This is a genomic window from Levilactobacillus sp. LN180102 (assembly GCF_050106635.1).
In the GTDB taxonomy this organism is placed as follows: Bacteria; Bacillota; Bacilli; order Lactobacillales; family Lactobacillaceae; genus Levilactobacillus; species Levilactobacillus brevis.
This window is the reverse complement of sequence record NZ_JBNIIX010000012.1, coordinates 75,471-96,333: the sequence shown is the minus strand read 5'-3', so window position 1 is coordinate 96,333 and position 20,863 is coordinate 75,471. Positions and strand designations below refer to the sequence as shown.

The window sequence follows — 20,863 nt, the reverse complement described above, 5'->3', positions numbered from 1 at the left end:
TTGGAAAAACTTTGTTTTTCGTATTCAGATTGAATTTAAAATCAGAGTAAAGAAAAGGAACCCCGTTCGCAAGTGAACGAAGTTCCACATAAATCCTCCATCAACACCCGTTGACAAAGAGCCCTATTTCCGACGAATACCTCGCCGGTTCGCACTTAATTCATTTTGTTGTTTCCGGAACTTCTCAAAAGTTGCATCACGTTGTTTCTGGTTCTTATGGGTATCCACCCGTTTTGTATACTTCATTTTTTTCACCACCGTTTTCATTAATTAACTGTAAGTACTATACAGCGAAAACCCCGTTTACGCAAGCAGAAGTCCCTGTCGTTACAGGTTCCCATAAACACAAAAAAGGCCGAGACAATTGTCTCGACCTTTTCAACTTATCTAGTTATTCAACTGTCACACTCTTAGCCAAGTTCCGTGGCTTATCAACATCTAAGCCCTTATTTAAACTCGTGTAGTAAGCCAACAATTGTGCTGGTACGACACTTAAGAGTGGCATTAACATCTCATCGACATCCGGTAAGACTAAGTCATCACCATCTACGGCTAAACTTTCCCGGACAATCGTCAAGGTTTGTGCACCACGGGCCATCGTTTCTTGTAAGTTACTCCGGGTTAAACCAGCCGTCTTCGCCTGCGTAATAAACCCAATAACTGGTGTTCCAGCCTCAATTAATGCAATCGTACCATGCTTTAATTCACCAGACGCGAAGCCTTCACACTGAATGTAAGAAATCTCTTTCAGCTTCAAAGCTGCTTCTAAGGAAACGGCGTGGTCGATTCCCCGGCCAATGTAAAACGCCCGGTTAGTCTTTAACAAGTACTTGGAAGACATCTCTTCCAGCTTATCCTTTTCATCCACAATAGCTTGCATCCCAGTTGCGACGAGTCCCAACTGTTGCCGAATATTGAAATTCTGCGCAATGATCTGGCCAGTTAATTCACCTAAAGCCTTGGCCAAGATAGCTTCCAAAGCAATTTGGGCCGTGTACGCCTTAGTTGAAGCCACCGCAATTTCTGGACCGGCATGTAACAACAAGGTGTAAGTGGCTTCACGTGATAACGTGGAGTTTTGCACATTGGTGATTGTCAAGCTTGGGTAACCCGCATCGTTCACGTTAACCAAAACTTCACGACTGTCAGCTGTTTCTCCAGATTGGGTCAGGAAAATAAAGAATGGCTTCTCAGATAACATCGGTTGTTCATACGCAAATTCTGATGACACGTGAACTTCCGTTGGAATGTGAGCCAAGTTTTCAAAGAGGCGCTTACCAATCAGCCCAGCGTGATAACTCGTCCCAGCGCCAATGATATACAATCGATCAGCGGCTTCCATTGCTTGTAGCAATTGCTTGTCAATATTAGGTTCGCCGTGTTCTGACAGATACGTTTGGGCTAATTTACGCATCACATTAGGTTGTTCATCAACTTCTTTTAACATGTAGAATGGATAAGTGCCCTTGTCTGCTTCATCAGCGTTCATGTCAACGTGGAAAGGTTTCCGCTCAACAGTCTGACCATCAGCGTCTTCGATTGCCACTTTATCTGGCGTGATCGTTACAACTTCACCATCCATTAATTCCAAGAAATCGTGGGTTTCCCGTAACATGGCCAAGGCATCTGAGCAGACAACGTTGAAGCCATCGCCGACACCAATTAATAAGGGGCTCTTGTTCTTAGCCACAAATAATGTGTCTGGTTGTTCCCGATCCATCATTAAGAAGGCATACGAGGAACCCTTCAGCAGGCCTAGTGTCTTCAAGAAAGCCTGCTTAGCATCTAAGTGATCTTCTACCGCAAACTTATCAATCAACTGTACGACAACTTCTGTATCCGTTTGGCTCCGGAAAGGTACATCACTTAAATATTGCGCCTTAAGTTCTTGGAAGTTATCAATTACACCATTGTGAACCAAGTAAAAGCGGTCGTCGTTGGAGAAATGTGGGTGCGCATTATCCACGCTAACCACCCCATGCGTTGCCCAACGCGTATGACCAATCCCAGTTGATCCGTGAACTTCTGGCGTAATCTTAGCACTTAATTCGGAAATCCGGCCCTTGGACTTTACCAAATAATCCTGGCCTTTTTGGTCATTAACATAGATTCCGGCTGAATCATAGCCGCGATATTCCAACTTTTGTAGCCCATTAACTAAAATTTTAACGGCGTTATCGTTACCCGTCACTCCAACAATTCCACACATAAGTTTATCTTCCTTTGCTCGACACCACTTCCGGTTATCCGGTCGGGTCGGTTAGTTTGATTAGCGAAATGTATCAGTTTTCTCTAAAATTGGTATAGACTGAAATGTTTTGAAAATCATCTCTGAATGACTATACTTTACAGCGTTCTGTTAGGGTTGTCAATTATAAAAAATAAAACCGGTCTATCATTTCTAACGGATGGCAATCACCGACACTTTTCTGAAACATCTCTGCCATCAGTTTACCATAGCTATCCTAAATTTGGACACAAAAAATGGCGGGAACCATCCCCGCCACACAAACATCTTTACTTTATTCGACACCCACTTCAGCCCGAACCACATCCGCAATTCGACCAACATAGGCGGCCACAGTTTCTTCCGTTGGCGCCTCTGCCATCACCCGTAACAAGGGTTCAGTTCCTGAAGGCCGAACTAACACGCGGCCGTCACCATTCATTTCCTTTTCCACAGTCGCAATCATTGCCTGTACCTGCGGATTCGTCAAGGCCGCTTGCTTATCTGACACCTTGACGTTCACCAGCTTTTGCGGATAAGTCTTCACGTCTGCGGCCAGCTCTGATAACTTCTTACCGGTAACTTTTAAGATATGCAGTAATTGTAGACTAGTCAGTAACCCATCACCGGTCGTATTAAAGTCTAAAAAGACAATGTGACCAGACTGTTCGCCGCCCAAGTTATAGCCTGACTTCCGCATTTCTTCAACAACATAACGGTCACCAACTTTGGTCTTCACCGATTGTAAATCATGAGCTTCCATCGCCTTATACATACCGAGGTTACTCATCACCGTCGTCACAATCGTGTCTTTTTTCAGACGGCCATGTTCTGCCATGTACTTTCCACAAATGTACATGATCTTATCACCATCAACCAAATGGCCTTCTTCGTCAACCGCGATACACCGGTCACCATCACCATCAAAAGCCAACCCAATCGCTGCGCCCTGATCAACCACAAACTTTTGCAATTGTTCAGGATGCGTTGAGCCCACTTGATCATTGATGTTTAACCCATTCGGCGTCGTTGCAATCGTATCAAAATCTAAATTAAGATCGGCATATAAGCGAGACACTAATCCACTGGTTGATCCATTGGCAGAGTCAACGGCGATGTGCAAACCATCCAAGTCATCGGCAATCGTTTGTTCCAAGAACTGAATGTATTTCTGACTACCTTCTGAGTAATCCTCAACGGTGCCTAAACCATCAGTCGTTGGTCGCGGTAAGTCATCCGTTGGCGCATCCAAGAGTGCTTCAATTTCCTCTTCCATCTCATCGGACAACTTGTAACCATCATTACCAAAGTACTTAATTCCGTTGTATTCAACTGGGTTATGCGAAGCCGTAATCATGACACCGGCTGCGGCACCTTGCGTCCGCACTAGATAAGCCACAGCAGGCGTCGTAATCACACCTAAGCGCAATACTTCGATCCCTACTGATAATAGACCAGCGACCAAGGCATTCTCTAACAATTCGCCAGAAATCCGGGTATCGCGAGCTACCAAAACTTGGGGATGGGCATTTTGACTATCAGCGTGTTGCGTCAAGACATACCCGCCAAATCGACCAACTTTAAATGCCAACTCAGGTGTTAGTTCCTGATTAGCTACGCCACGGACTCCATCAGTTCCAAAATACTTCATCACAAAATTCCTCATTTCTCAAATTGTTTGCTTACTTTGTCGTCGCCTTGACCATCACTTTAATCGAGGTCGGATCAAACGCCGTTACGTTATTATCACTCGTGTCCAATGTGACCGTCTTAGTTGCTTGACTCTTGACGTCACTGACATCTACGTCCACATCAACCTTACTAAGCTTCTTTAGCTGTGTCGCACTGCCGTAAGCGGTGACCTTGGTGGTGTCACTGCTTAGTTTATATGTCATTCCGGACGAGCCATTCTTCGCGTTCAAGTTCACGCCAACCTTTTTACTTTGACCATCCGAGGTAATGGGTAAATTCACGGTCGTGGTTGATGGCGTCAAAATGACATTCACAGTTTTACCACTGCGATCAATGGCCTCAATAACCGCCTGACTACTAATTGTTTTCTTGGTGTTAGCGGGAACCGTCAATTGGGCAACGACCTGCTTAACCCGTGATATTTCATTAGCGGCGCCCGTTGCTTTGACCGTTGTCGTATCGGAAGTTGCCTTCCCAGCTGAGTAACCAGCCGCAATATTTTGGCTATTATAACGAACCTTAACCGGGAAAGAGACTGTGCGCCGTGGTTCGATATCTACGGTAATTTTCTCCGGCTTAATCGTTGACTCAATTTCATGATTAAGTCCCTCTTGGTGTAAGGTGACTTTATGCTTGCCTACGCCCAGATCGCTTAAGGCTGCATAAACTTTAAAATTCTGGGTGTTAGCAGTTGTTGTAACCAATGCCAACGGTCCCTTTAAGGTCACCTTCACCTTTTGCGGATATCCCGTAACAAAATACTTATTACTGTTGACATTAAGCTGTAAAGGAACCGATACCGTCATCGTTTTGGTGGCCGTCAAAGATGTGGTACTGCCGGTCGAACTCGACTGATTGTTGCTAGACGACTTCGTACTATTAACGTACGAAAACAGTAGAATCGCTAAGATCAGCGCCAGAATACGGTAGAGCCACGTTGTATAACGCTCGTTTTTCATTAGCGCCGCCCCCCTCTAAACCGTTGATCCACCCAATCTAACGCCTTAACAAAAATATTGTTCGTGGTGGCTGGTGCCTCTTGATTCATGAGTTCATTTCGCAAGAACTTCAGGTAGTCGGTCTGGGTTAATCCCCGTAAAAGCTCGTTGTTCTTGGTGATGGACACTTCACCCGTTTCCTCAGAGATTACGATGGTCAATGCATCTGTAACTTCCGAAATTCCAACGGCGGCACGATGACGCGTCCCCAGTTCTTTAGGAATAAGATTACTTTCGGATAGTGGTAAATAGGCTGCAGCGACCGCCACGCGATTATCGCGAATGATCACAGCCCCATCATGTAGCGGGGTGTTGGGAATAAAGATATTAATCAATAATTCGCCGGTTAGTTCCGCATCCAAATCAATCCCGGTTTCAATATAGTCTTCCAGCCCCGTATCTCGCTGAATTGTCATCAACGCCCCAATTCGCCGTTTGGACATATACTGAATGGCTTTGTCTAAACCATCGATCACTTTATTAGCAGCTTCATTTTCATGTCGGACCCGCACAAATAGTGAGCCTCGACCCAGATGCTCCAAGCCGCGCCGAATTTCCGGTTGGAAAACAATGATGATCGCAATAACTGACCAGTTAATCACCTGATCCACTAACCATGAAACGGTGTTCAAGCCTAAATAAGCGCTAATAAACCGGACAATTAGAATTAAGATGACGCCTCGAAAGAGTTGAATCGCTTTCGTTCCCCGTAACATGACAATGAGTTCATAAATCACGAACCAGACAACTAAAATGTCGAGTAGGTTCACCAAATGCCCCAAAGTCAGGAGATTTCCCCAATCCAGGTTCATAACTTTCCCTCCAAATTGAATTCAAATTTTATTATAGCACGGCCCCGCAAACATTTCGCCCTGATTCACATAATCCAGCGTAAAGTCCCGTTTTAACCGACTAAAATGCTTATGGATTTCTTAAAGTCTATATTAGAGGGTCATTATTACTTGGATAATCTGTTAACATAGAAGTCATATTCTGTCCGCTTACAGCGCCGGCGCTGTAAAATAGAGGTAGTTAGTTGTGAAAGGTCTGGTGATTGCTTATGAGTCGGCGTGCCCGCTGGGAAATTCGGGGCTTTTTCATTGTCTGGTTAATTTTTCTCTTTTTCCGGGCAAAAGATCCCTTTGGATTTCTTGTCCTTAATACCTTTTTGGGATACATTCCAATTGAACTGAGCTTCCATATCGGTAAACAACGTCCGCGTAGTGGCTGGCTTTTTTGGCCGTTGGTCTTGATCTGGTTGCTCTTTTATCCAAACGCGCCTTATTTACTGACTGACCTCTTTCACCTTTCGCTTCTGCAACCATACGCGGTTAGTGGCTTACTCCGAGTAACACCACACTTATGGATCTATTTCACCTATATGCTGACCAGTGCCGTTAGTTGCGCCTTCTTGGGTTTCTGGAGTTTGAACTATGTCAGTCACGTGTTAACCGCCCGAATAGCTCATGATAACCGTGGCGTACGGTTGCTCGTTGTCTTAACCTTAACATTCTTAACCTCCGTTGGTGTCTACATTGGCCGGTTCTTACGTATTCATACCATCTATCTCTTCTTGAATCCTGAACAATTTATTCGACCACTACTAAATATGTGGACCAGTAATTTATGGATTTTCGTTGGTCTAATGACCTTTATCCAACTATTCTGCTATTGGGTTTTGCATATTATTATGGCGAATAATCCTTCTAAATTGGCTGAATGACTAACACCATCCAAAAACTCGGTGACCCCCATCAGGGACCACCGAGTTTTTATTTAGCCATCTTCACTATTCAAAGACATCACGAGCACGTTTTCTGAGTAATTCACGTATTGCCGCAAATGTGACGCCATATTCCAAGTAATGTTTCCGGCTTCCAACAAGGTCTGAATACCGGAACGCTCTGCTCCCAAGGCTCTGACCCGCATCTTATTAATCTGATGCTGATACTGTTCCTCATGACCGGGCGCCGTTTCTGCCTTAGCTCGTTCAATGCGATTTCGGTATTGAACCAATAAATGGTAGACCGCTTGGTTATCGAACTGGGTCTCATCAACGTCTGAACTCGCCAAATATTGCGATAACGCCTTGATGGCGGCCTTAGACGTTTCTCGTTCAATCAAGTGGCTCTCTGCATGTAACCGCTCCGTATCCTCTGAGTGCAGCCAGTAAGCCGCGTTACGGAACATATGCTTGAAAAAGACTCGCCAATAGCGCATAACACTGGGCATCGTATTTCCTGCTACCTGAGTCAACCGACTTTCTAGGTTTTCAATTCGACGCAAGGCCCCGACATAACTAGTTTGCGTAATTTTTTCGGCCTGTCGGAGTTCTTTAAGTGAGGCCCGTTCACCAGCCAAGGCCACTTGTCTTAATTTAATCTCATCGGCTAAAACCTTTTGCATAGCAGTATCCGCGCGATAGTTCATTTCCAACCGACGGATAATAAATTGATAATCCAAAATCAAATCATAGGCTGCCCGCTGATTGTCCGGTCGGCGCATCTCTTCAATCTTCGAGATGGCTAACCGCATGATGTATGCCCGCGCTTCGTCCTCACTAATCTGTCGGACTTGATCGGCGGGAATCTCATCGCCATCAGCATCTAAATCAATCTCATTGGCACCTTCGTCACTAGCACTCGCCCGTGTTTGTAACGGTTGCTTAGACGTCGAAATTAATGGCAACGTCACCGTGGCAGCCACCAAACTAATGATAATGACCCCCGATGCCACAAACAGCATCAAAGAACGGGTGGGGAAACTCGCACCAGAAGCAATGGTTGCTGGCACCGATAGTACCCCGGCCATGGTCACGGCACCTCTAACGCCAGAAAGCCCCGACAGAAGAGACATCCGAAACCCTGGACGATCCTTGGGTGCTTTGTGATTTAACCGTTCAAATAACACGTAACCATACGTCCAAGCCGTTCGAATGGCGACCAAAATAATCCACGCCATAAACGCAAAGAACAAGGCTTCCCACGTATTGAACTGGCCGCCCTTGATCACTTCAGAGGTTGCGACTGGCAGCTCAATTCCTAAGATCACAAAGACAATCCCATTCAAAGAATAGATAATAATGTCCCAGACTTTTTCCGTAACTAACTTTAACTCCGGCGAATCATCAACGATCCGGTTCTCCCGAGCATGAAATAACACACCCGCCGTAACCACGGCAATCACGCCAGAAGCATGCGTAATCTCTTCGGTCACTAGATAAATCACAAACGGCGTCGCAATTTGGAGCACCGTATTGAAAATCACATCATCGATGCCTTGGCGCCGCAAGACATCCATTAATAACTGAATAGCCGTCATAAAAATTAACCCGGATAAGAACCCGACAATACTGATATAGAAGAAATCCCCCACGGCCGTTCCCGCCGAGAAAGTTCCCGTAACCGTCGCCGCAATCGCATATTTAAACGCAATCAGGCCACTGGCATCATTGATTAAGCTCTCACCGCTGACCAAATGCATCAGACTCGCTGGTAACTTAGCTTGCTTAGAAATTGACTGCACCGCCACCGGATCAGTTGGCGACAAAATAGCCGCCAACGCTAACGCCACGGTAAATGGCATCTTCGGAATCAATTCATAGATGAGAAACCCACCAAGAATTGTCGTTAGAAATACCAGCCAAATGGCATTAGCGAAGATTGGCCCCCGCAACCGCCACAATTCTTGTCTTGGAAAGCGCCGGCCATCGTTATACAGTAATGGCGCAATGAATAGCAGCAAAAACCAATCCGTTTCCAGCGGCACTTCGAATTGCCACACTAATGCGACCACTAGGCCAAGTGCAATCTGAATTAAACTAACCGGAATAAACGTGAGGTAGTGACTGATAATATTGGAAAGTAACACTAACACAATTAACAGAATCACTGCTTCAACTATAGGCACATAAGGTCACTCCTTTTTATTTTTGAGTCGTTGGTTCTTCACCAATAATGCGGACCTCAGTTTCTAAGGTCACTCCATCTTTTTCTAAAATAACGGCTTGGATATGGTGAATTAGTTCCAGATAATCCGTTGCAGTTGCATGGTCAATGTTCACAATAAACCCAGCATGTTTGGTCGAGACTTGGGCGCCACCCCATTTCAAACCTTGCAACCCAGCTTCTTGAATCAACTGACCCGTATAATGTCCAACTGGACGCTTAAAGACGCTCCCACAGGATGGTAGTTCTAGCGGCTGTTTAGCGGCCCGCCGTGCATTCAAGTCATCCATTTGGGCTTGAATTGCGGCACCATCCCCAGGAGTCAGCGCAAACGTTGCTGTCAAGACGATATCATGATAATCCTGAATCGAACTATGCCGATAGCCAAAATCAAGTTCTGCTTGATTTAAGGTCCGAATCTCGCCTTCTGGCGTCAAAACCTCAGCGGCAACTGCCACGGTGCTAATCTCACCACCATAAGCCCCAGCGTTCATAAAGATTGCCCCCCCAACACTACCAGGGATGCCGGCGGCAAATTCCAAGCCACTTAATGCATGTGCTTGGGCCACCTGCGTCGTCGTAATCAATGCCGCCCCCGCCTCAGCGGTGACCGTATTACCGGCTGTTGTAATGGCCGCCATCTGTGTCAGAATCATCACTAAACCACGAATACCACCATCTCGCACAATCAGATTACTAGCGTTTCCAACCACTGTGACGGGTAAGCTAATCTGATTGGCATATGCTAACAGTGACTTGGTCTCCTGGACATTTGTTGGAAAGGCCAAGTAGTCGGCGGGACCCCCAGTCTTCGTGTGGGTGTAATGCGCTAAAGGCTCATCACGCAAAATCTTAATTGCTGGAAATGCCGTCGCTATATCTGCCATCATCATGAATTTTCCCTCGTTCCGCAAAGATTTAAGTACCGTTTGGTTAATTACCGATCAAACTTTTTGAACATTAATAGTCCTATTTTACCATGAAACACCCCCTGTTCGGTAATCAACGCTTCAATTACAGTAAAATCTAACTTTTCTGGTATACTAACAAGTAGTTGGAGGTGCCACATGAAATTTATTTCTTGGAACGTAAATGGCTTACGGGCAATTGTCAAAAAAGGGTTTGTCGAGACCTTTCAGGAGCTTAATGCTGATTTCTTCGGCATTCAAGAAACTAAGTTACAGGCCGGACAAATTGAACTCGATCTGCCAGGCTATTATCAGTATTGGAATTATGCCGAACGCAAAGGATACTCCGGAACGGCACTCTTTACCAAACATCAACCCCTGAATGTCATCTATGGCATCGATGCGCCTGAATTTGACCACGAGGGACGAGCGATTACGTTAGAGTATCCCGACTTTTATGTCCTAACCTGTTACACCCCCAACTCGGGGAGCGGCCTTAAACGGCTTGACTTTCGTCTAGGTTGGGAACACGCCTTCTTGACCTTCATTCAAAAGCTAGATGCCCAAAAACCAGTGATTTTTTGTGGTGACCTCAATGTTGCCCATACCGAAATCGATTTGAAGAACCCCAAAACCAATCATCATAACGCCGGTTTTACCGATGAGGAACGAGCGAAAATGACCGCGCTACTAGCGGCCGGCTATACGGATACATTTCGTTACTTTAACCCCGATGTGACCGAACGTTATTCTTGGTGGAGCTACCGATTCCATGCTCGCGATAACAATGCTGGTTGGCGAATTGATTACTTTATCACCAGTCAGCGCTTGCAAAATCATCTGCAAGACGCTAAAATTCTAGACCAAATTATGGGTTCTGATCATTGTCCAGTGGAGTTGGACGTGACTGATCTCACTGTTTAATTGATAATCGAAAGGAAAGATGACCGTGAATTTTGTTGCAATGGACTTTGAAACGGCAAGTGGCAAACGCTACAGTGCCTGCTCGCTTGCCCTCACTATTGTCCGTAATGACCAAGTCGTCGACGAGTTTTACTCATTAATTAAGCCGGATACCGACTTCTTTTGGCGGAATGTTCAAATCCACGGGATTCATGAACGAGACGTTGCCAACGCCCCTACCTTCCCAGAAGTTTGGCAGCACGTTGCCCCATTCTTTCAGCGGGATCGCCTAGTGATTGCGCACAATGCCCCATTTGACAATGGCGTTTTACGCAGTAGCTTGGAACACTATAACCTGCCACCCGCCCGGTACCTGACATTAGACACCGTTAAAACGAGTCGCAAATTTTTCCCAGAATTTCCAAACCATAAGCTAGACACAGTCTGTGACGAACTTGACATTGACTTACATCATCACCACAATGCGCTAGATGATAGCCTGGCATGTGCGAATATTCTGCTTTATGAAGCCCAGCATTTTGGGACACAACCACTGAAATTCTTTGTTTCAGTCACCGCTTAGCCAAAGCTGGTGCGACCTGCTATATATTAAAAAACTAGTATCTGCCAATTTATTTTTGGCGATACTAGTTTTTTGATCACATTATTTTGCGGACCAGTCAATCGGTGCTTGTCGATCCAAGATTGTATCAATTTCCGTTAATTCAGCGGGCGTAAAGTCCAAATGATCTAAGGCCTGAACATTAGCGACAACCTGTTCTGGACGACTAGCCCCAATTAGGACGCTCGCCATCGTTGGTTGCCGTAAGTTCCAGGCCAATGCCATCTGCGCCAAACTCTGATGACGGCGTTGAGCCACCTGATTGAGCGCCTGAATCGTCTGCAAGGTCTGGTCAACTTGTACCGGATGTAAGAACGGAATCGTTGCCTTATTGGCCCGCGAGTCTGCTGGCACACCATGTAAGTATTTATCTGTCAATAGTCCCTGGCACAGTGAACTGAAACTCACCGCAGCTTGGTGCTGGTTGGCTAACTCTGGGAGTAAGTCCGTTTCAATCTGCCGATTTAATAAATTATAACGGGGTTGATTGATAATATAGGGGGTTCGTAACTCCCGAAAAATCTGGGCCATTTGCCGCGTTTGTTCCCCATTATAATTGGATAATCCCACATACAATGTTTTACCGGAACGGACCAATTGATCCAACGCCAAAGCGGTTTCTTCCGGATCGGTTTGCGGGTCCGGTCGATGAGTATAAAAGACATCAAAGTAGTCCAAGCCCGTACGCCGTAAGCTCTGGTCAGCGCTGGCAATCAGACTCTTACGTGACCCCCAATTACCATAAGGCCCAGGCCACATCACGTAGCCTGCCTTACTGGCAATAAATAACTCATCGCGATAAGCGTGCAGATCCCGGGCCAGAATCCGACCAAAATTGGTTTCCGCGCTACCAGGTTCCGGACCGTAGTTATTCGCCAAATCAAAATAGGTAATTCCCAAATCAAACGCTTGGTGAATGATTGCGGCCTGCCGATCATTAGCATCGACACTGCCGAAGTTATTCCACAATCCTAATCCAATGGCCGATAATTTAACGCCACTTGTTCCCAAAGAACGGTAAACCATCCGCTCATACCGCTGTGAAGCTGCTTGATAGATCATCATCTTTGTCGTCACCTTAATTTGCTGAATGTCGTTGATACACCATTTCAATAGCGGTTACTGATTGCCCACTGGCATCAATGACCGTTGTGGCCGGATTAGCCGTCCGCTCAAAGCCCAATTTTTGATAAAGCTTAACGGCGGGTACATTACGTGTTTGGACTTCTAAACCAATCGCTTGCAAGTCACTCGCCGTTTCCAACCAATACAAGGCCTCATCAACCAATGCGGTACCAATCCCTACATGCCAGTAGGCCTTAGCAACTGCCACGCCTAATTCCCCCACATTTCCCTGTGGCGTTGGCGCAACCGAACACACACCGATCAAATGCGGTCCCACGCTGGCAACCAGCAATAAGTGGCGGGTACTCTGCTGGATCTGAACCAGCTGATCTGCTTCTTGAGCAGCGCTGAGTGGTTCATCAGCATCTACTAAACTAAACGTATGACTCTCCTGTTGGAGCTGATCCATCAGGGTTAAAAGCGCCTGGGCTTCCGTTGCTTCTGGTAGCCGAATGCTGACTTCTTCACTCATGAGCCACCGCCAATTGTGCAACTAATTTTTCAAAATGCGCACTGACTGGCTCAAAGCGTAAGGTTCGTTGAGACTCTCCCGCTTCATCATCCCGTTTGAAAACGATTCGTAAATAAGCGGCCGGTAGTTCGTCCGCAATGAATTTTGACCACTCAATAACATTAACACCATCGCCATTAAAGTATTCATCTAGCCCCAATTCATCTCCACCACCATTTTCTAACCGGTAGACGTCCATATGGTACAACGGTAACCGACCACCCTGATATTCTCGAATAATGGTAAAGGTCGGACTTTTGACGTGCCGTTTGATGCCAAGCCCGACTGCCAGTCCCTTAGTGAATGTCGTTTTACCAGCACCTAAATCGCCATCTAACAAAATAACATCTTGGGCATGTAACCCAGCTGCTAATTGTTGTCCGAGTGCCATCGTTTCTTCCGGACTTGTTACCGTTATTTCAAACACGCCTGTCACGTCCTTTTCTTCTTAACTATCTGATTACCCATAAATAATACCCGGACCGCTAATAAATCGCAATCCGGGCACCTCTTTTATCCGTTATAGTGATTGTGCCGCCGTAATGATGGCTACCTTGTACACATCTTCTTCATTACACCCACGAGATAAGTCGGAAACTGGCTTGTTCAAGCCTTGCAGAATTGGTCCGATGGCTTCGAAGCCGCCAAACCGTTGCGCAATCTTGTAGCCAATATTTCCAGATTGTAATTCAGGAAAGACGAAGACATTGGCATGCCCAGCAACCTTAGAATCAGGCGCCTTTTGCGTCCCGACACTGGGAACAAAGGCCGCATCAAATTGTAATTCACCATCTAATGGTAGGTCTGGCGCCGATTCATGGGCCAAAGCCGTTGCCTCTTGAACCTTCGTCACCATATCACCTTTGGCTGATCCTTTAGTGGAGAAGCTCAGCATGGCAACTTTGGGATCAATATCAAAGACCTTAGCCGTGTGCGCACTTTCAATGGCCACTTCAGCCATTCCAGCTGCATCCAATTCAATATTAATCGCACAGTCGGCAAATACGTAGCGTTCGTCACCCTTTTGCATGATAAAGGCCCCACTAATACGGTGAACGCCAGCTTTAGTTTTAATAATTTGTAGGGCTGGGCGCACTGTATCACCAGTTGCGTGCACCGCACCAGAAACCATACCGTCAGCCTGCCCCATATAAACCATCATAGTTCCTACGTAGTTCGGATATTTTAACATTTCGGCAGCTTGTTCCGGTGTATTCTTACCCTTACGACGTTCAACCAACGCATCTAACATCGCCTGATGTTGATCGCTTGGCATCTGGGCTGGGTCCAGAATCGTTAACTGGCTCAGATCAATTGCATGGTTCGTTGCCGTGGTCTCAATCTGACTTTGTTTGCCCAAGACAATTGCTTTGACCAACCCATCAGCGACCAATCGACTAGCGGCACCTAAGACGCGTTCATCCTCCCCCTCGGGAAAGACGATGGTTTTATTTTGACCATTAATTTTTTGCTTGAGACTATCAAAAAGTTCCATAAATGACGACCTCCAAATAAAATATCCCACGAATCAATTCTCTTATGGTTACCCAGTTAATGTGTGTCTGAGGTTGACTCATCACTGATGGTCACCTGCTGCGGCAACTGCCAGTCAATGGGTGTTTCCCCTAATGATGTTAGTGCGATGTTGGTTTTAGAAAACGGTTTGGACCCAAAGAAACCACGATAAGCTGATAAGGGACTAGGATGTGGTGACTGTAACACAATATTTGTCTGGGTATCGATCAATTTAATTTTTGACCGCGCTGCACTCCCCCACAAAATAAAAATCACGGGTTCCGGCCGGGCTGATAGCTTTTCAATTGCTGAATCCGTCAGTTGTTCCCAACCATGACCCCGATGCGTGTTAGCGGTTTTAATCCCATCCCGCACGGTCAGCACCGAGTTCAAGAGCAAGACGCCTTGGTCAGCCCAATGTTTCAAATAGCCGTGTTGCACCGGTTGGACGCCTAAATCATCTTGTAACTCTTTATAAATATTCACCAGTGACGGTGGTATTTCGGTTCCCGGTAAAACCGAGAAACTGCACCCATGCGCCTGACCCGGATTGTGGTACGGGTCTTGACCCAAAATAACCACTTTTACCTGGCTAAATGGCGTCCACTCGAACGCGGTAAAAATGTGATACATGTCTGGATCAATCCGGTAATGTTGATACTCCTCCACCAAGAAGCGCCGTAATTCTTGATAATAGGGCTTCTCAAATTCGGGTTCTAATACCGGCCACCAATCATTATGAATAAACGGTTTCATTCCCAACACCTCGGTTTTATTTTAGCATACCCGCCGCGCAAATGATATTATTCATCGCCGACCGATGAAACATGTTAGAATGAACACAGTGAGTTGTTCATTTACTGGATAAGGAGGATCCCCATGCGTGTACTTTATCTCAATCAAGCTGCACTATCGGCTAAGGCGACATCCGTTGTTCGTGACCAACATAACCAGTCACGCTATTTACTGGTTGGTAAATGGGGACTGCGGGCTGACGTTGTCTCGGTTTACACCATTGCCGGGAGTTTGGAAGCTGAGGTCAAACAAGAAACCCTTGGCCTGCTCCCCAAGTTTCGCCTCCTTTATCACCGCCAACTCGTTGGCCGCGTCAGCAAAACGTTTGGTGTCATTCGCGAAGTCCTGTTTGTCCGAGGATTAAACTGGATTATCATGGGGAACCTTAACCATGGGCACTTTAAAATTTATCATGGTCGCGACCTCATCGCATCCATTGATCGGGTCTCCGCCTCCGGTAACACTGTCGCCTTAACGGTTGACCATCCAGACCATGAGGCCTTAGTTATCTGTCTTGCGACGATTTTGGATCGTTGGGCCAAGCATCAACAACGGCTACCGAATCCGCTGAAAGCTTGGGCACCACGAACCCTGTCTCCGGGTGAAGTAGCACCAAGCATAGCGCGACAACCTGTAAAAAAACTAGCTGACTAATTATGATATTAATAAAAACAATCGCTATCTTCAGAATTCGTGGCTTTCTGAAAATAGCGATTATTTTTTAGTTTCCTTGAAGCCGCCACCGGCATGCGCTGGCTACACATTCAAGATTTTATTCAAAAAAACCTTTGTTCGCGGATTCTGCGGATGCTCAAATACCGCAGTCGGTGTGCCCAACTCCTGAATGATGCCATCATCCATAAAAGCGACCCGGTCCGCCACATTTTTTGCAAATCCCATTTCGTGAGTAACCACGACCATCGTCATACCGGACTCAGCCAATTGCTGCATCACGGCCAAAACATCACCGACCATTTCTGGATCTAATGCCGAGGTCGGTTCGTCAAATAACATAATTTCTGGTTCCATTGCTAGAGCGCGGGCAATGGCCACCCGCTGTTGCTGACCGCCAGACAGTGCATGGGGCATAGCTGCGGCTTTATCAGCGAGGCCCACTTGCGCCAACAACTTTTTTGCTCGTGCATCAGCATCAGCCCGGCTCAACCCATTAAGTTGTACGGGGCCCAGCGTCACGTTTTGTAAAACCGATAGATGTGGAAATAAATTAAAATGCTGGAAAACCATGCCAATGTTTTCACGGATATGATTCAGGTTAACGTGCGGGTCACCAACCCGTTGACCGTTCACCATCACCGTCCCACTCGTAACTGATTCCAATCCATTTAAGCACCGTAAAAATGTGCTCTTTCCCGACCCAGATGGTCCTATTAAACAGAGAACTTCTTGTTCCTGAACATCTAATGTGAGTCCTTTTAGAATTTCGTTTTGACCAAACGACTTATGCAAGTCGCTAACCTGAATTTTTGCCACCATCCCTATTAACCTCCCGATGAAAAAAGGAGACAACCAAACGAACCACGTTCTGTTGTCTCCTCTCAGTATTAATAATGCTTCATCACCCGTGCAATTTGCCGATCTTGTTCACGGCGTTTAATGGTTTCTCGCTTATCAAATTCGCGTTTACCTTGGGCTACCCCGATAAGGACCTTGGCAAAACCATGCTTAAGGTACATCCGCAATGGTACCAACGTTACCCCTTTATCCATGGTCGCCTGTCCTAACCGCCGAATCTCTTTTTTATGCAACAAGAGCTTACGGTTACGCAATGGATCATGGTTAAATCGGTTTCCTTGAACATACTCACTAATGTGAACATTCATGAGCCAAGCTTCATTATTGCGAATTTGGGCAAAACCATCTTGCAAGTTAACCCGTCGTTCGCGCACCGACTTGATTTCCGTTCCAGTCAAAGCAATACCAGCCTCGACCGTTTCTAACACGGTGTAATCATGACGGGCCTTACGGTTCTGCGCTAAAACATTATCTGGTGTTTTCTTGGACTTCTTTTTTGCCAAGTTGTGTCACCTCGCTTAGTGCCGGCCACCTTGCGAATTGTTCCGTTGTTGACCACCATGGTTATTGTTATTTCGATGGTTGCCACCATTGTGCGAATTCGTTGACCGTTGGTTATTGTTCCGGTGGTTCCCGTTACTATGGTTGCCACCATGCTGATTACCATTGCGGTTGTTGTTACTCCGCCCGTGATAATTGCCACCACGTGAGCGATGCTCACGATGCGGCAGTAAGTCGCTGACCGGTGCGGCCTCTGGATTTAACAGTTCAAAGTCAATTTCACTTTGTTCTTTATCAACGTGAATGACCTTGACCCGAATTTCCTGGCCAATTCGGTAAGTTCGCCGCGTATTCCGACCAACCAGTGCCATATACTTTTCAACATATTCGTAGTAATCATCTTGCATCCGGCTAATATGAATCAAGCCTTCAATCGTATTAGGTAATTCAACGAACATCCCGAACTTCATGACCGAACTAACAACCGCATCGAACTCTTCGCCCACATGATCGGCCATGTATTCAGCCATCTTCATGTCATTCGTATCACGTTCTGCATCAATTGCGCGCCGTTCAGCCTCAGATGTATGAACACCAATTTCTTCCAAAATTGGGGCAAACTTTTGCTTGCTGGCATCGTTAATACCGTGATCTTCATAATAGTGAATCATCCGATGAACCATCGTATCAGGATACCGGCGGATTGGTGAAGTAAAGTGGGTGTAGAATTCCGCGCCCAACCCAAAGTGTCCCAAGGATTGATCCGCATACCGCGCCTGCTTCAAGCTCCGCAGCATCATAACCGACACCATGGTTTCTTCAGGCTTACCGGCTACTTGCTTTAAGACCCCTTGCAACATCTTTGGCCGTAGGTGATTAGGATCACCCTTAACATTGATCCCAAAGGCCGTTAAGAATTCGAAGAAACTCTTGACCCGATCACCATCTGGCGTTTCGTGGACCCGGTACAAGAACGGTACCTTCGCCCGGAAATAATGTTCCGCCACCGTTTCGTTAGCTGCCAACATGAAGGATTCAATCATGCGTTCAGCAATTCCACGAGTCCGCAACTGCACATCAATAGCGTGGCCTTGTGCATCCACAATGATTTCAGCTTCACGGTCATCAAAGTCAATGGCCCCGCGTTGCTTACGATGCTTGACCAAAATCCGGTGTAAGTCACCCATGTCTTCAAACATCGGCACCAGTTCCTTGTAACGGTCCATGGTCAATTGATCGTGGGCTTCTAAGACCTGGTTAACCGCCGTATACGTCATTCGTGCTTTTGAACGCATAACTGACGGATGAATCCGGTGCTTCACAACATTCCCGGACTGATCGATTTCCATGTCACAGCTCATACATAAGCGGAGTTCACCCTCGTTAAGAGAACAAATCCCATTAGACAAACGCCGCGGCAACATTGGAATAACCCGATCGGTCAAGTAGACACTCGTCCCCCGCTTGTAAGCCTCCTTGTCTAAGATAGAATCTTCTTTGACGTAGTGGGACACGTCAGCAATGTGAACGCCTAAATGATAGTTACCATTAGGCAACTTCCATACCGTTACGGCATCATCCAAGTCTTTGGACGACTCACCATCAATGGTAACCAAATCTTGGTCAGTGATGTCTTCACGGCCTTTGGTTTCCTCAGGCAAGACGTGATCGGGAATTTCGTCAGCGGCCTGCATCACTTCTTCTGGAAATTCAGAGGGAATGTTGTGTTGGTAGACCACTTGTAAAATATCAATTCCGGGGTCATCAACACTACCGATCACTTGCTTGGCAATTCCCACCATAGCGTCGGGATGCTCTGCACTCGGATATTCCGTAATTTCAGCCGTAACAACTTCGCCCGGGGTTGGGTTTAAGCCCACGTTGGTCACATAGAACTTATACTTCATGACCTTCTTGTCCGTCAAACGAACTTGCCCCAAGTAACCCGCATCGTCGTCGGTTTGCATAAACTCACCGACAACTTGTTCGTAGTGATGCTCCACGATTTCGGTCACTTTACCTTCGGGTCCCTTACCGCTTCGGGGATCGCCTGGTCGAATGATTTCGATTTTGACTGTATCGCCATTCAAAGCCCGCAAGGTATTGTCAGGTGCAATGTAAGCGTCCGGCTCGATCTTATTTTCATCATAAGCCACAAACCCGAACCCCTTATCATTGCCATGAAAGATTCCCGTCAAGGTTCGTTGGCTGGGATCTAATTGGAAATGACCGTGATCGGTAACTTGAACAAGCCCGTCACGTTCTAATTGCGCCAATTCCTGCACGATGAGCTTAAATGCAGCTGAACCGTGATAATGGAGCGCATCTGAAATGCCTTCAACTGTATAACTTTGGTCCGAATGTGATCGGAAGAAAGCTGTTAAATCTGTTTTTAAAGTATTATCTTGCACTATCTATTCCTCGTTATTTTTAAAGATTGTTTGTAAAAACGCCAAAATGTCTGTTTCCAATACATGGTGTGCCGCATTAACCGTCAGCACGTGGCCGGCACCGGCATACTCATGAAAATCAATTTGTTCAGATGGATAAGCATCTGCTAGCCATTGCCCAGAACGGGGGTCAATCATCTGATCCGCGTCACCCTGGGCAATAAAGACCGGTTGTTTGACACGCTCCAAGTGGGTCGCCGTGGTATCTGCAAATGCCTGAATTGCTGTCAATTGTGCTGGCAGCTGTTCCTTCAGCCAGGCCAAGCGCTTAGTCTGTTCATCGACTGACAACCCTTGTGACTGATAATCCGCCTGGGCCATTTGCATAAATGTTGCTGGCACGTTAGTCTGCCCCCGAAAGATAACGGGCGACGCAATCGTGCCACCACCTTGCAACTCTGGGTCAGCCATCAAAGCCCGCGTCGCAAAGAGGCCGCCCAAAGACAACCCAAAGATGGCAATCTGTTGGTAACCTCGCTGCCGCAAATTGGCAATCGCTGTTTGCGTGTCTTGCCACCATTGCTGTGGTGAACCCTGCCGTAAAATATCCGCGGGATCACCGGTTGCGTGGCCCGAAAAGATGGGCGCTAAGACGGTATAATTCTCGCTCTGAAGTCGCCGAGCCAATAACCGCATGTCGTTGGAACTACCGGAGTAAGCGTGCAGTAGAATCACTGCTTGAGGTCCCTGCTCAAAGAAGAGCGGGGTTGGTTTTCGAATCATGTAAAACCACCACTTTCCGCTATTTTAAAGTTACTCTGTAAAAAAGCCCCCTGTAACAAACAAACAGGAGGCCCACATTTTACTCTAGTGTGATGATAAATAAACTAAAGCCATTGCCAATCCAAAAAACAGGATTCCCAAAACAACTGTGACTTTTTGCATAAAAGCTTCAAACCCTCGGGGTTTCTGCTTTGCAAATAAGTCATCCGCACCACCAGATAAAGCGGATAACGCGTCGTTGGTCTTGGCGGGCTGCATCATTACTGCGATAATGATCAGCACTGCGACAATTAAAATACAGGTCATTAAAAAGTTATACACGAATTTGCCTCCTACCTATCGAATAGGTCTAATAGGTCTAACTATACTCCATCTAATTTATCATAATCAGCCACGTTTTACCAGCCCCCGGC

Annotated in this window: 21 protein-coding genes; 4 read left to right on the top strand and 17 right to left on the bottom strand. The window is 46.4% G+C overall.

Features of this window, described 5'->3' with window-relative positions:
- Positions 1 to 123: 123 nt before the first annotated feature.
- From ACP4IT_RS08690 to cdaA, 5 genes are all read right to left on the bottom strand, one after another.
- A complete protein-coding gene (locus ACP4IT_RS08690; protein WP_011667463.1) occupies positions 124 to 246 on the bottom strand; it encodes a hypothetical protein in 123 nt (40 codons plus the stop codon).
- A gap of 145 nt (positions 247 to 391) precedes the next feature.
- Complete coding sequence (gene glmS / locus ACP4IT_RS08685) at positions 392 to 2,209, bottom strand: glutamine--fructose-6-phosphate transaminase (isomerizing) (RefSeq protein WP_011667462.1); 1,818 nt, start codon at positions 2,207 to 2,209, stop codon at positions 392 to 394.
- Positions 2,210 to 2,522: 313 nt separating this feature from the next.
- Complete coding sequence (gene glmM / locus ACP4IT_RS08680; protein ID WP_011667461.1) at positions 2,523 to 3,878, bottom strand: phosphoglucosamine mutase; 1,356 nt, start codon at positions 3,876 to 3,878, stop codon at positions 2,523 to 2,525.
- Between the two features lie 31 nt (positions 3,879 to 3,909).
- Entirely contained in the window at positions 3,910 to 4,878 is a 969-nt protein-coding gene (locus tag ACP4IT_RS08675; RefSeq protein ID WP_011667460.1) for a CdaR family protein, read from the bottom strand.
- Positions 4,878 to 5,729 (bottom strand): diadenylate cyclase CdaA, encoded by an 852-nt coding sequence (gene cdaA, locus ACP4IT_RS08670; protein WP_011667459.1) that lies wholly within the window; start codon positions 5,727 to 5,729, stop codon positions 4,878 to 4,880. The genes ACP4IT_RS08675 and cdaA overlap by 1 nt, the downstream gene beginning before the upstream one ends.
- 248 nt (positions 5,730 to 5,977) lie before the next feature.
- Between cdaA and ACP4IT_RS08665 the strand changes: the two genes are divergently transcribed.
- A complete protein-coding gene (locus ACP4IT_RS08665; protein ID WP_011667458.1) occupies positions 5,978 to 6,640 on the top strand; it encodes a DUF1361 domain-containing protein in 663 nt (220 codons plus the stop codon).
- A gap of 53 nt (positions 6,641 to 6,693) precedes the next feature.
- On the opposite strand, the gene ACP4IT_RS08660 is transcribed toward ACP4IT_RS08665, so the two are convergent.
- Together ACP4IT_RS08660 and murB are read right to left on the bottom strand one after the other, a co-directional pair.
- Positions 6,694 to 8,826, bottom strand: coding sequence for a cation:proton antiporter (locus ACP4IT_RS08660; protein WP_011667457.1), 2,133 nt, complete (start codon positions 8,824 to 8,826; stop codon positions 6,694 to 6,696).
- Positions 8,827 to 8,842: 16 nt separating this feature from the next.
- Positions 8,843 to 9,757: a UDP-N-acetylmuramate dehydrogenase gene (murB, locus tag ACP4IT_RS08655; protein ID WP_011667456.1), complete on the bottom strand. Its 915-nt coding sequence runs from the start codon at positions 9,755 to 9,757 to the stop codon at positions 8,843 to 8,845.
- A 174-nt stretch (positions 9,758 to 9,931) separates the two neighbouring features.
- On the opposite strand from murB, the gene ACP4IT_RS08650 reads away from it, so the two are divergent.
- Both ACP4IT_RS08650 and ACP4IT_RS08645 read left to right on the top strand, forming a co-directional pair.
- Complete coding sequence (locus tag ACP4IT_RS08650; RefSeq protein WP_011667454.1) at positions 9,932 to 10,696, top strand: exodeoxyribonuclease III; 765 nt, start codon at positions 9,932 to 9,934, stop codon at positions 10,694 to 10,696.
- A 25-nt stretch (positions 10,697 to 10,721) separates the two neighbouring features.
- The gene (locus ACP4IT_RS08645) at positions 10,722 to 11,258 is read left to right on the top strand and encodes a 3'-5' exonuclease (protein WP_226769710.1); all 537 of its coding nucleotides are present in this window, start codon (positions 10,722 to 10,724) and stop codon (positions 11,256 to 11,258) included.
- Between the two features lie 81 nt (positions 11,259 to 11,339).
- Here ACP4IT_RS08645 and ACP4IT_RS08640 read toward each other — a convergent pair whose 3' ends face one another.
- The 5 genes from ACP4IT_RS08640 to ACP4IT_RS08620 form a co-directional block, all read right to left on the bottom strand.
- Positions 11,340 to 12,356 (bottom strand): aldo/keto reductase, encoded by a 1,017-nt coding sequence (locus ACP4IT_RS08640; RefSeq protein WP_024855128.1) that lies wholly within the window; start codon positions 12,354 to 12,356, stop codon positions 11,340 to 11,342.
- Positions 12,357 to 12,375: 19 nt separating this feature from the next.
- Positions 12,376 to 12,894 (bottom strand): GNAT family N-acetyltransferase, encoded by a 519-nt coding sequence (locus tag ACP4IT_RS08635; protein ID WP_156646662.1) that lies wholly within the window; start codon positions 12,892 to 12,894, stop codon positions 12,376 to 12,378.
- The gene (tsaE, locus tag ACP4IT_RS08630; protein WP_042254259.1) at positions 12,887 to 13,324 is read right to left on the bottom strand and encodes a tRNA (adenosine(37)-N6)-threonylcarbamoyltransferase complex ATPase subunit type 1 TsaE; all 438 of its coding nucleotides are present in this window, start codon (positions 13,322 to 13,324) and stop codon (positions 12,887 to 12,889) included. Before tsaE ends, ACP4IT_RS08635 begins: the two co-directional genes overlap by 8 nt.
- A 129-nt stretch (positions 13,325 to 13,453) precedes the next feature.
- Positions 13,454 to 14,428 carry a phosphate acetyltransferase gene (gene pta, locus ACP4IT_RS08625; RefSeq protein ID WP_011667449.1) on the bottom strand — a complete coding sequence of 325 codons (975 nt, stop codon included), beginning with the start codon at positions 14,426 to 14,428 and terminating at the stop codon, positions 13,454 to 13,456.
- Between the two features lie 56 nt (positions 14,429 to 14,484).
- On the bottom strand, positions 14,485 to 15,204 hold the full coding sequence (locus tag ACP4IT_RS08620) for a uracil-DNA glycosylase (protein WP_011667448.1): 720 nt from the start codon (positions 15,202 to 15,204) through the stop codon (positions 14,485 to 14,487).
- A gap of 123 nt (positions 15,205 to 15,327) precedes the next feature.
- Here ACP4IT_RS08620 and ACP4IT_RS08615 point away from each other — a divergent pair, with 123 nt between their 5' ends.
- Complete coding sequence (locus ACP4IT_RS08615) at positions 15,328 to 15,897, top strand: LURP-one-related/scramblase family protein (RefSeq protein ID WP_011667447.1); 570 nt, start codon at positions 15,328 to 15,330, stop codon at positions 15,895 to 15,897.
- Positions 15,898 to 15,999: 102 nt separating this feature from the next.
- On the opposite strand, the gene ACP4IT_RS08610 is transcribed toward ACP4IT_RS08615, so the two are convergent.
- From ACP4IT_RS08610 to secG, 5 genes are all read right to left on the bottom strand, one after another.
- Entirely contained in the window at positions 16,000 to 16,737 is a 738-nt protein-coding gene (locus ACP4IT_RS08610) for an amino acid ABC transporter ATP-binding protein (protein ID WP_011667446.1), read from the bottom strand.
- A 68-nt stretch (positions 16,738 to 16,805) separates the two neighbouring features.
- Complete coding sequence (smpB, locus tag ACP4IT_RS08605) at positions 16,806 to 17,279, bottom strand: SsrA-binding protein SmpB (protein ID WP_011667445.1); 474 nt, start codon at positions 17,277 to 17,279, stop codon at positions 16,806 to 16,808.
- 15 nt (positions 17,280 to 17,294) lie between these two features.
- On the bottom strand, positions 17,295 to 19,688 hold the full coding sequence (gene rnr / locus ACP4IT_RS08600) for a ribonuclease R (RefSeq protein ID WP_011667444.1): 2,394 nt from the start codon (positions 19,686 to 19,688) through the stop codon (positions 17,295 to 17,297).
- Between the two features lie 3 nt (positions 19,689 to 19,691).
- The gene (locus ACP4IT_RS08595) at positions 19,692 to 20,450 is read right to left on the bottom strand and encodes an alpha/beta hydrolase (RefSeq protein ID WP_011667443.1); all 759 of its coding nucleotides are present in this window, start codon (positions 20,448 to 20,450) and stop codon (positions 19,692 to 19,694) included.
- Between the two features lie 84 nt (positions 20,451 to 20,534).
- Positions 20,535 to 20,771: a preprotein translocase subunit SecG gene (gene secG, locus ACP4IT_RS08590; RefSeq protein ID WP_011667442.1), complete on the bottom strand. Its 237-nt coding sequence runs from the start codon at positions 20,769 to 20,771 to the stop codon at positions 20,535 to 20,537.
- Positions 20,772 to 20,863: the final 92 nt, after the last annotated feature.

Coding starts and splice junctions, on each gene's coding strand:
- ACP4IT_RS08650 (WP_011667454.1), top strand. CDS start 9,932: ATGAAATTTATTTCTTGGAACGTAAATGGCTTACGGGCAATTGTCAAA.
- glmS (WP_011667462.1), bottom strand. CDS start 2,209: ATGTGTGGAATTGTTGGAGTGACGGGTAACGATAACGCCGTTAAAATT.
- ACP4IT_RS08665 (WP_011667458.1), top strand. CDS start 5,978: ATGAGTCGGCGTGCCCGCTGGGAAATTCGGGGCTTTTTCATTGTCTGG.
- ACP4IT_RS08690 (WP_011667463.1), bottom strand. CDS start 246: ATGAAGTATACAAAACGGGTGGATACCCATAAGAACCAGAAACAACGT.
- ACP4IT_RS08610 (WP_011667446.1), bottom strand. CDS start 16,737: ATGGTGGCAAAAATTCAGGTTAGCGACTTGCATAAGTCGTTTGGTCAA.
- ACP4IT_RS08620 (WP_011667448.1), bottom strand. CDS start 15,204: ATGAAACCGTTTATTCATAATGATTGGTGGCCGGTATTAGAACCCGAA.
- ACP4IT_RS08615 (WP_011667447.1), top strand. CDS start 15,328: ATGCGTGTACTTTATCTCAATCAAGCTGCACTATCGGCTAAGGCGACA.
- cdaA (WP_011667459.1), bottom strand. CDS start 5,729: ATGAACCTGGATTGGGGAAATCTCCTGACTTTGGGGCATTTGGTGAAC.
- ACP4IT_RS08595 (WP_011667443.1), bottom strand. CDS start 20,450: ATGATTCGAAAACCAACCCCGCTCTTCTTTGAGCAGGGACCTCAAGCA.
- pta (WP_011667449.1), bottom strand. CDS start 14,428: ATGGAACTTTTTGATAGTCTCAAGCAAAAAATTAATGGTCAAAATAAA.
- murB (WP_011667456.1), bottom strand. CDS start 9,757: ATGATGATGGCAGATATAGCGACGGCATTTCCAGCAATTAAGATTTTG.
- ACP4IT_RS08675 (WP_011667460.1), bottom strand. CDS start 4,878: ATGAAAAACGAGCGTTATACAACGTGGCTCTACCGTATTCTGGCGCTG.
- tsaE (WP_042254259.1), bottom strand. CDS start 13,324: ATGGCACTCGGACAACAATTAGCAGCTGGGTTACATGCCCAAGATGTT.
- ACP4IT_RS08635 (WP_156646662.1), bottom strand. CDS start 12,894: ATGAGTGAAGAAGTCAGCATTCGGCTACCAGAAGCAACGGAAGCCCAG.
- glmM (WP_011667461.1), bottom strand. CDS start 3,878: ATGAAGTATTTTGGAACTGATGGAGTCCGTGGCGTAGCTAATCAGGAA.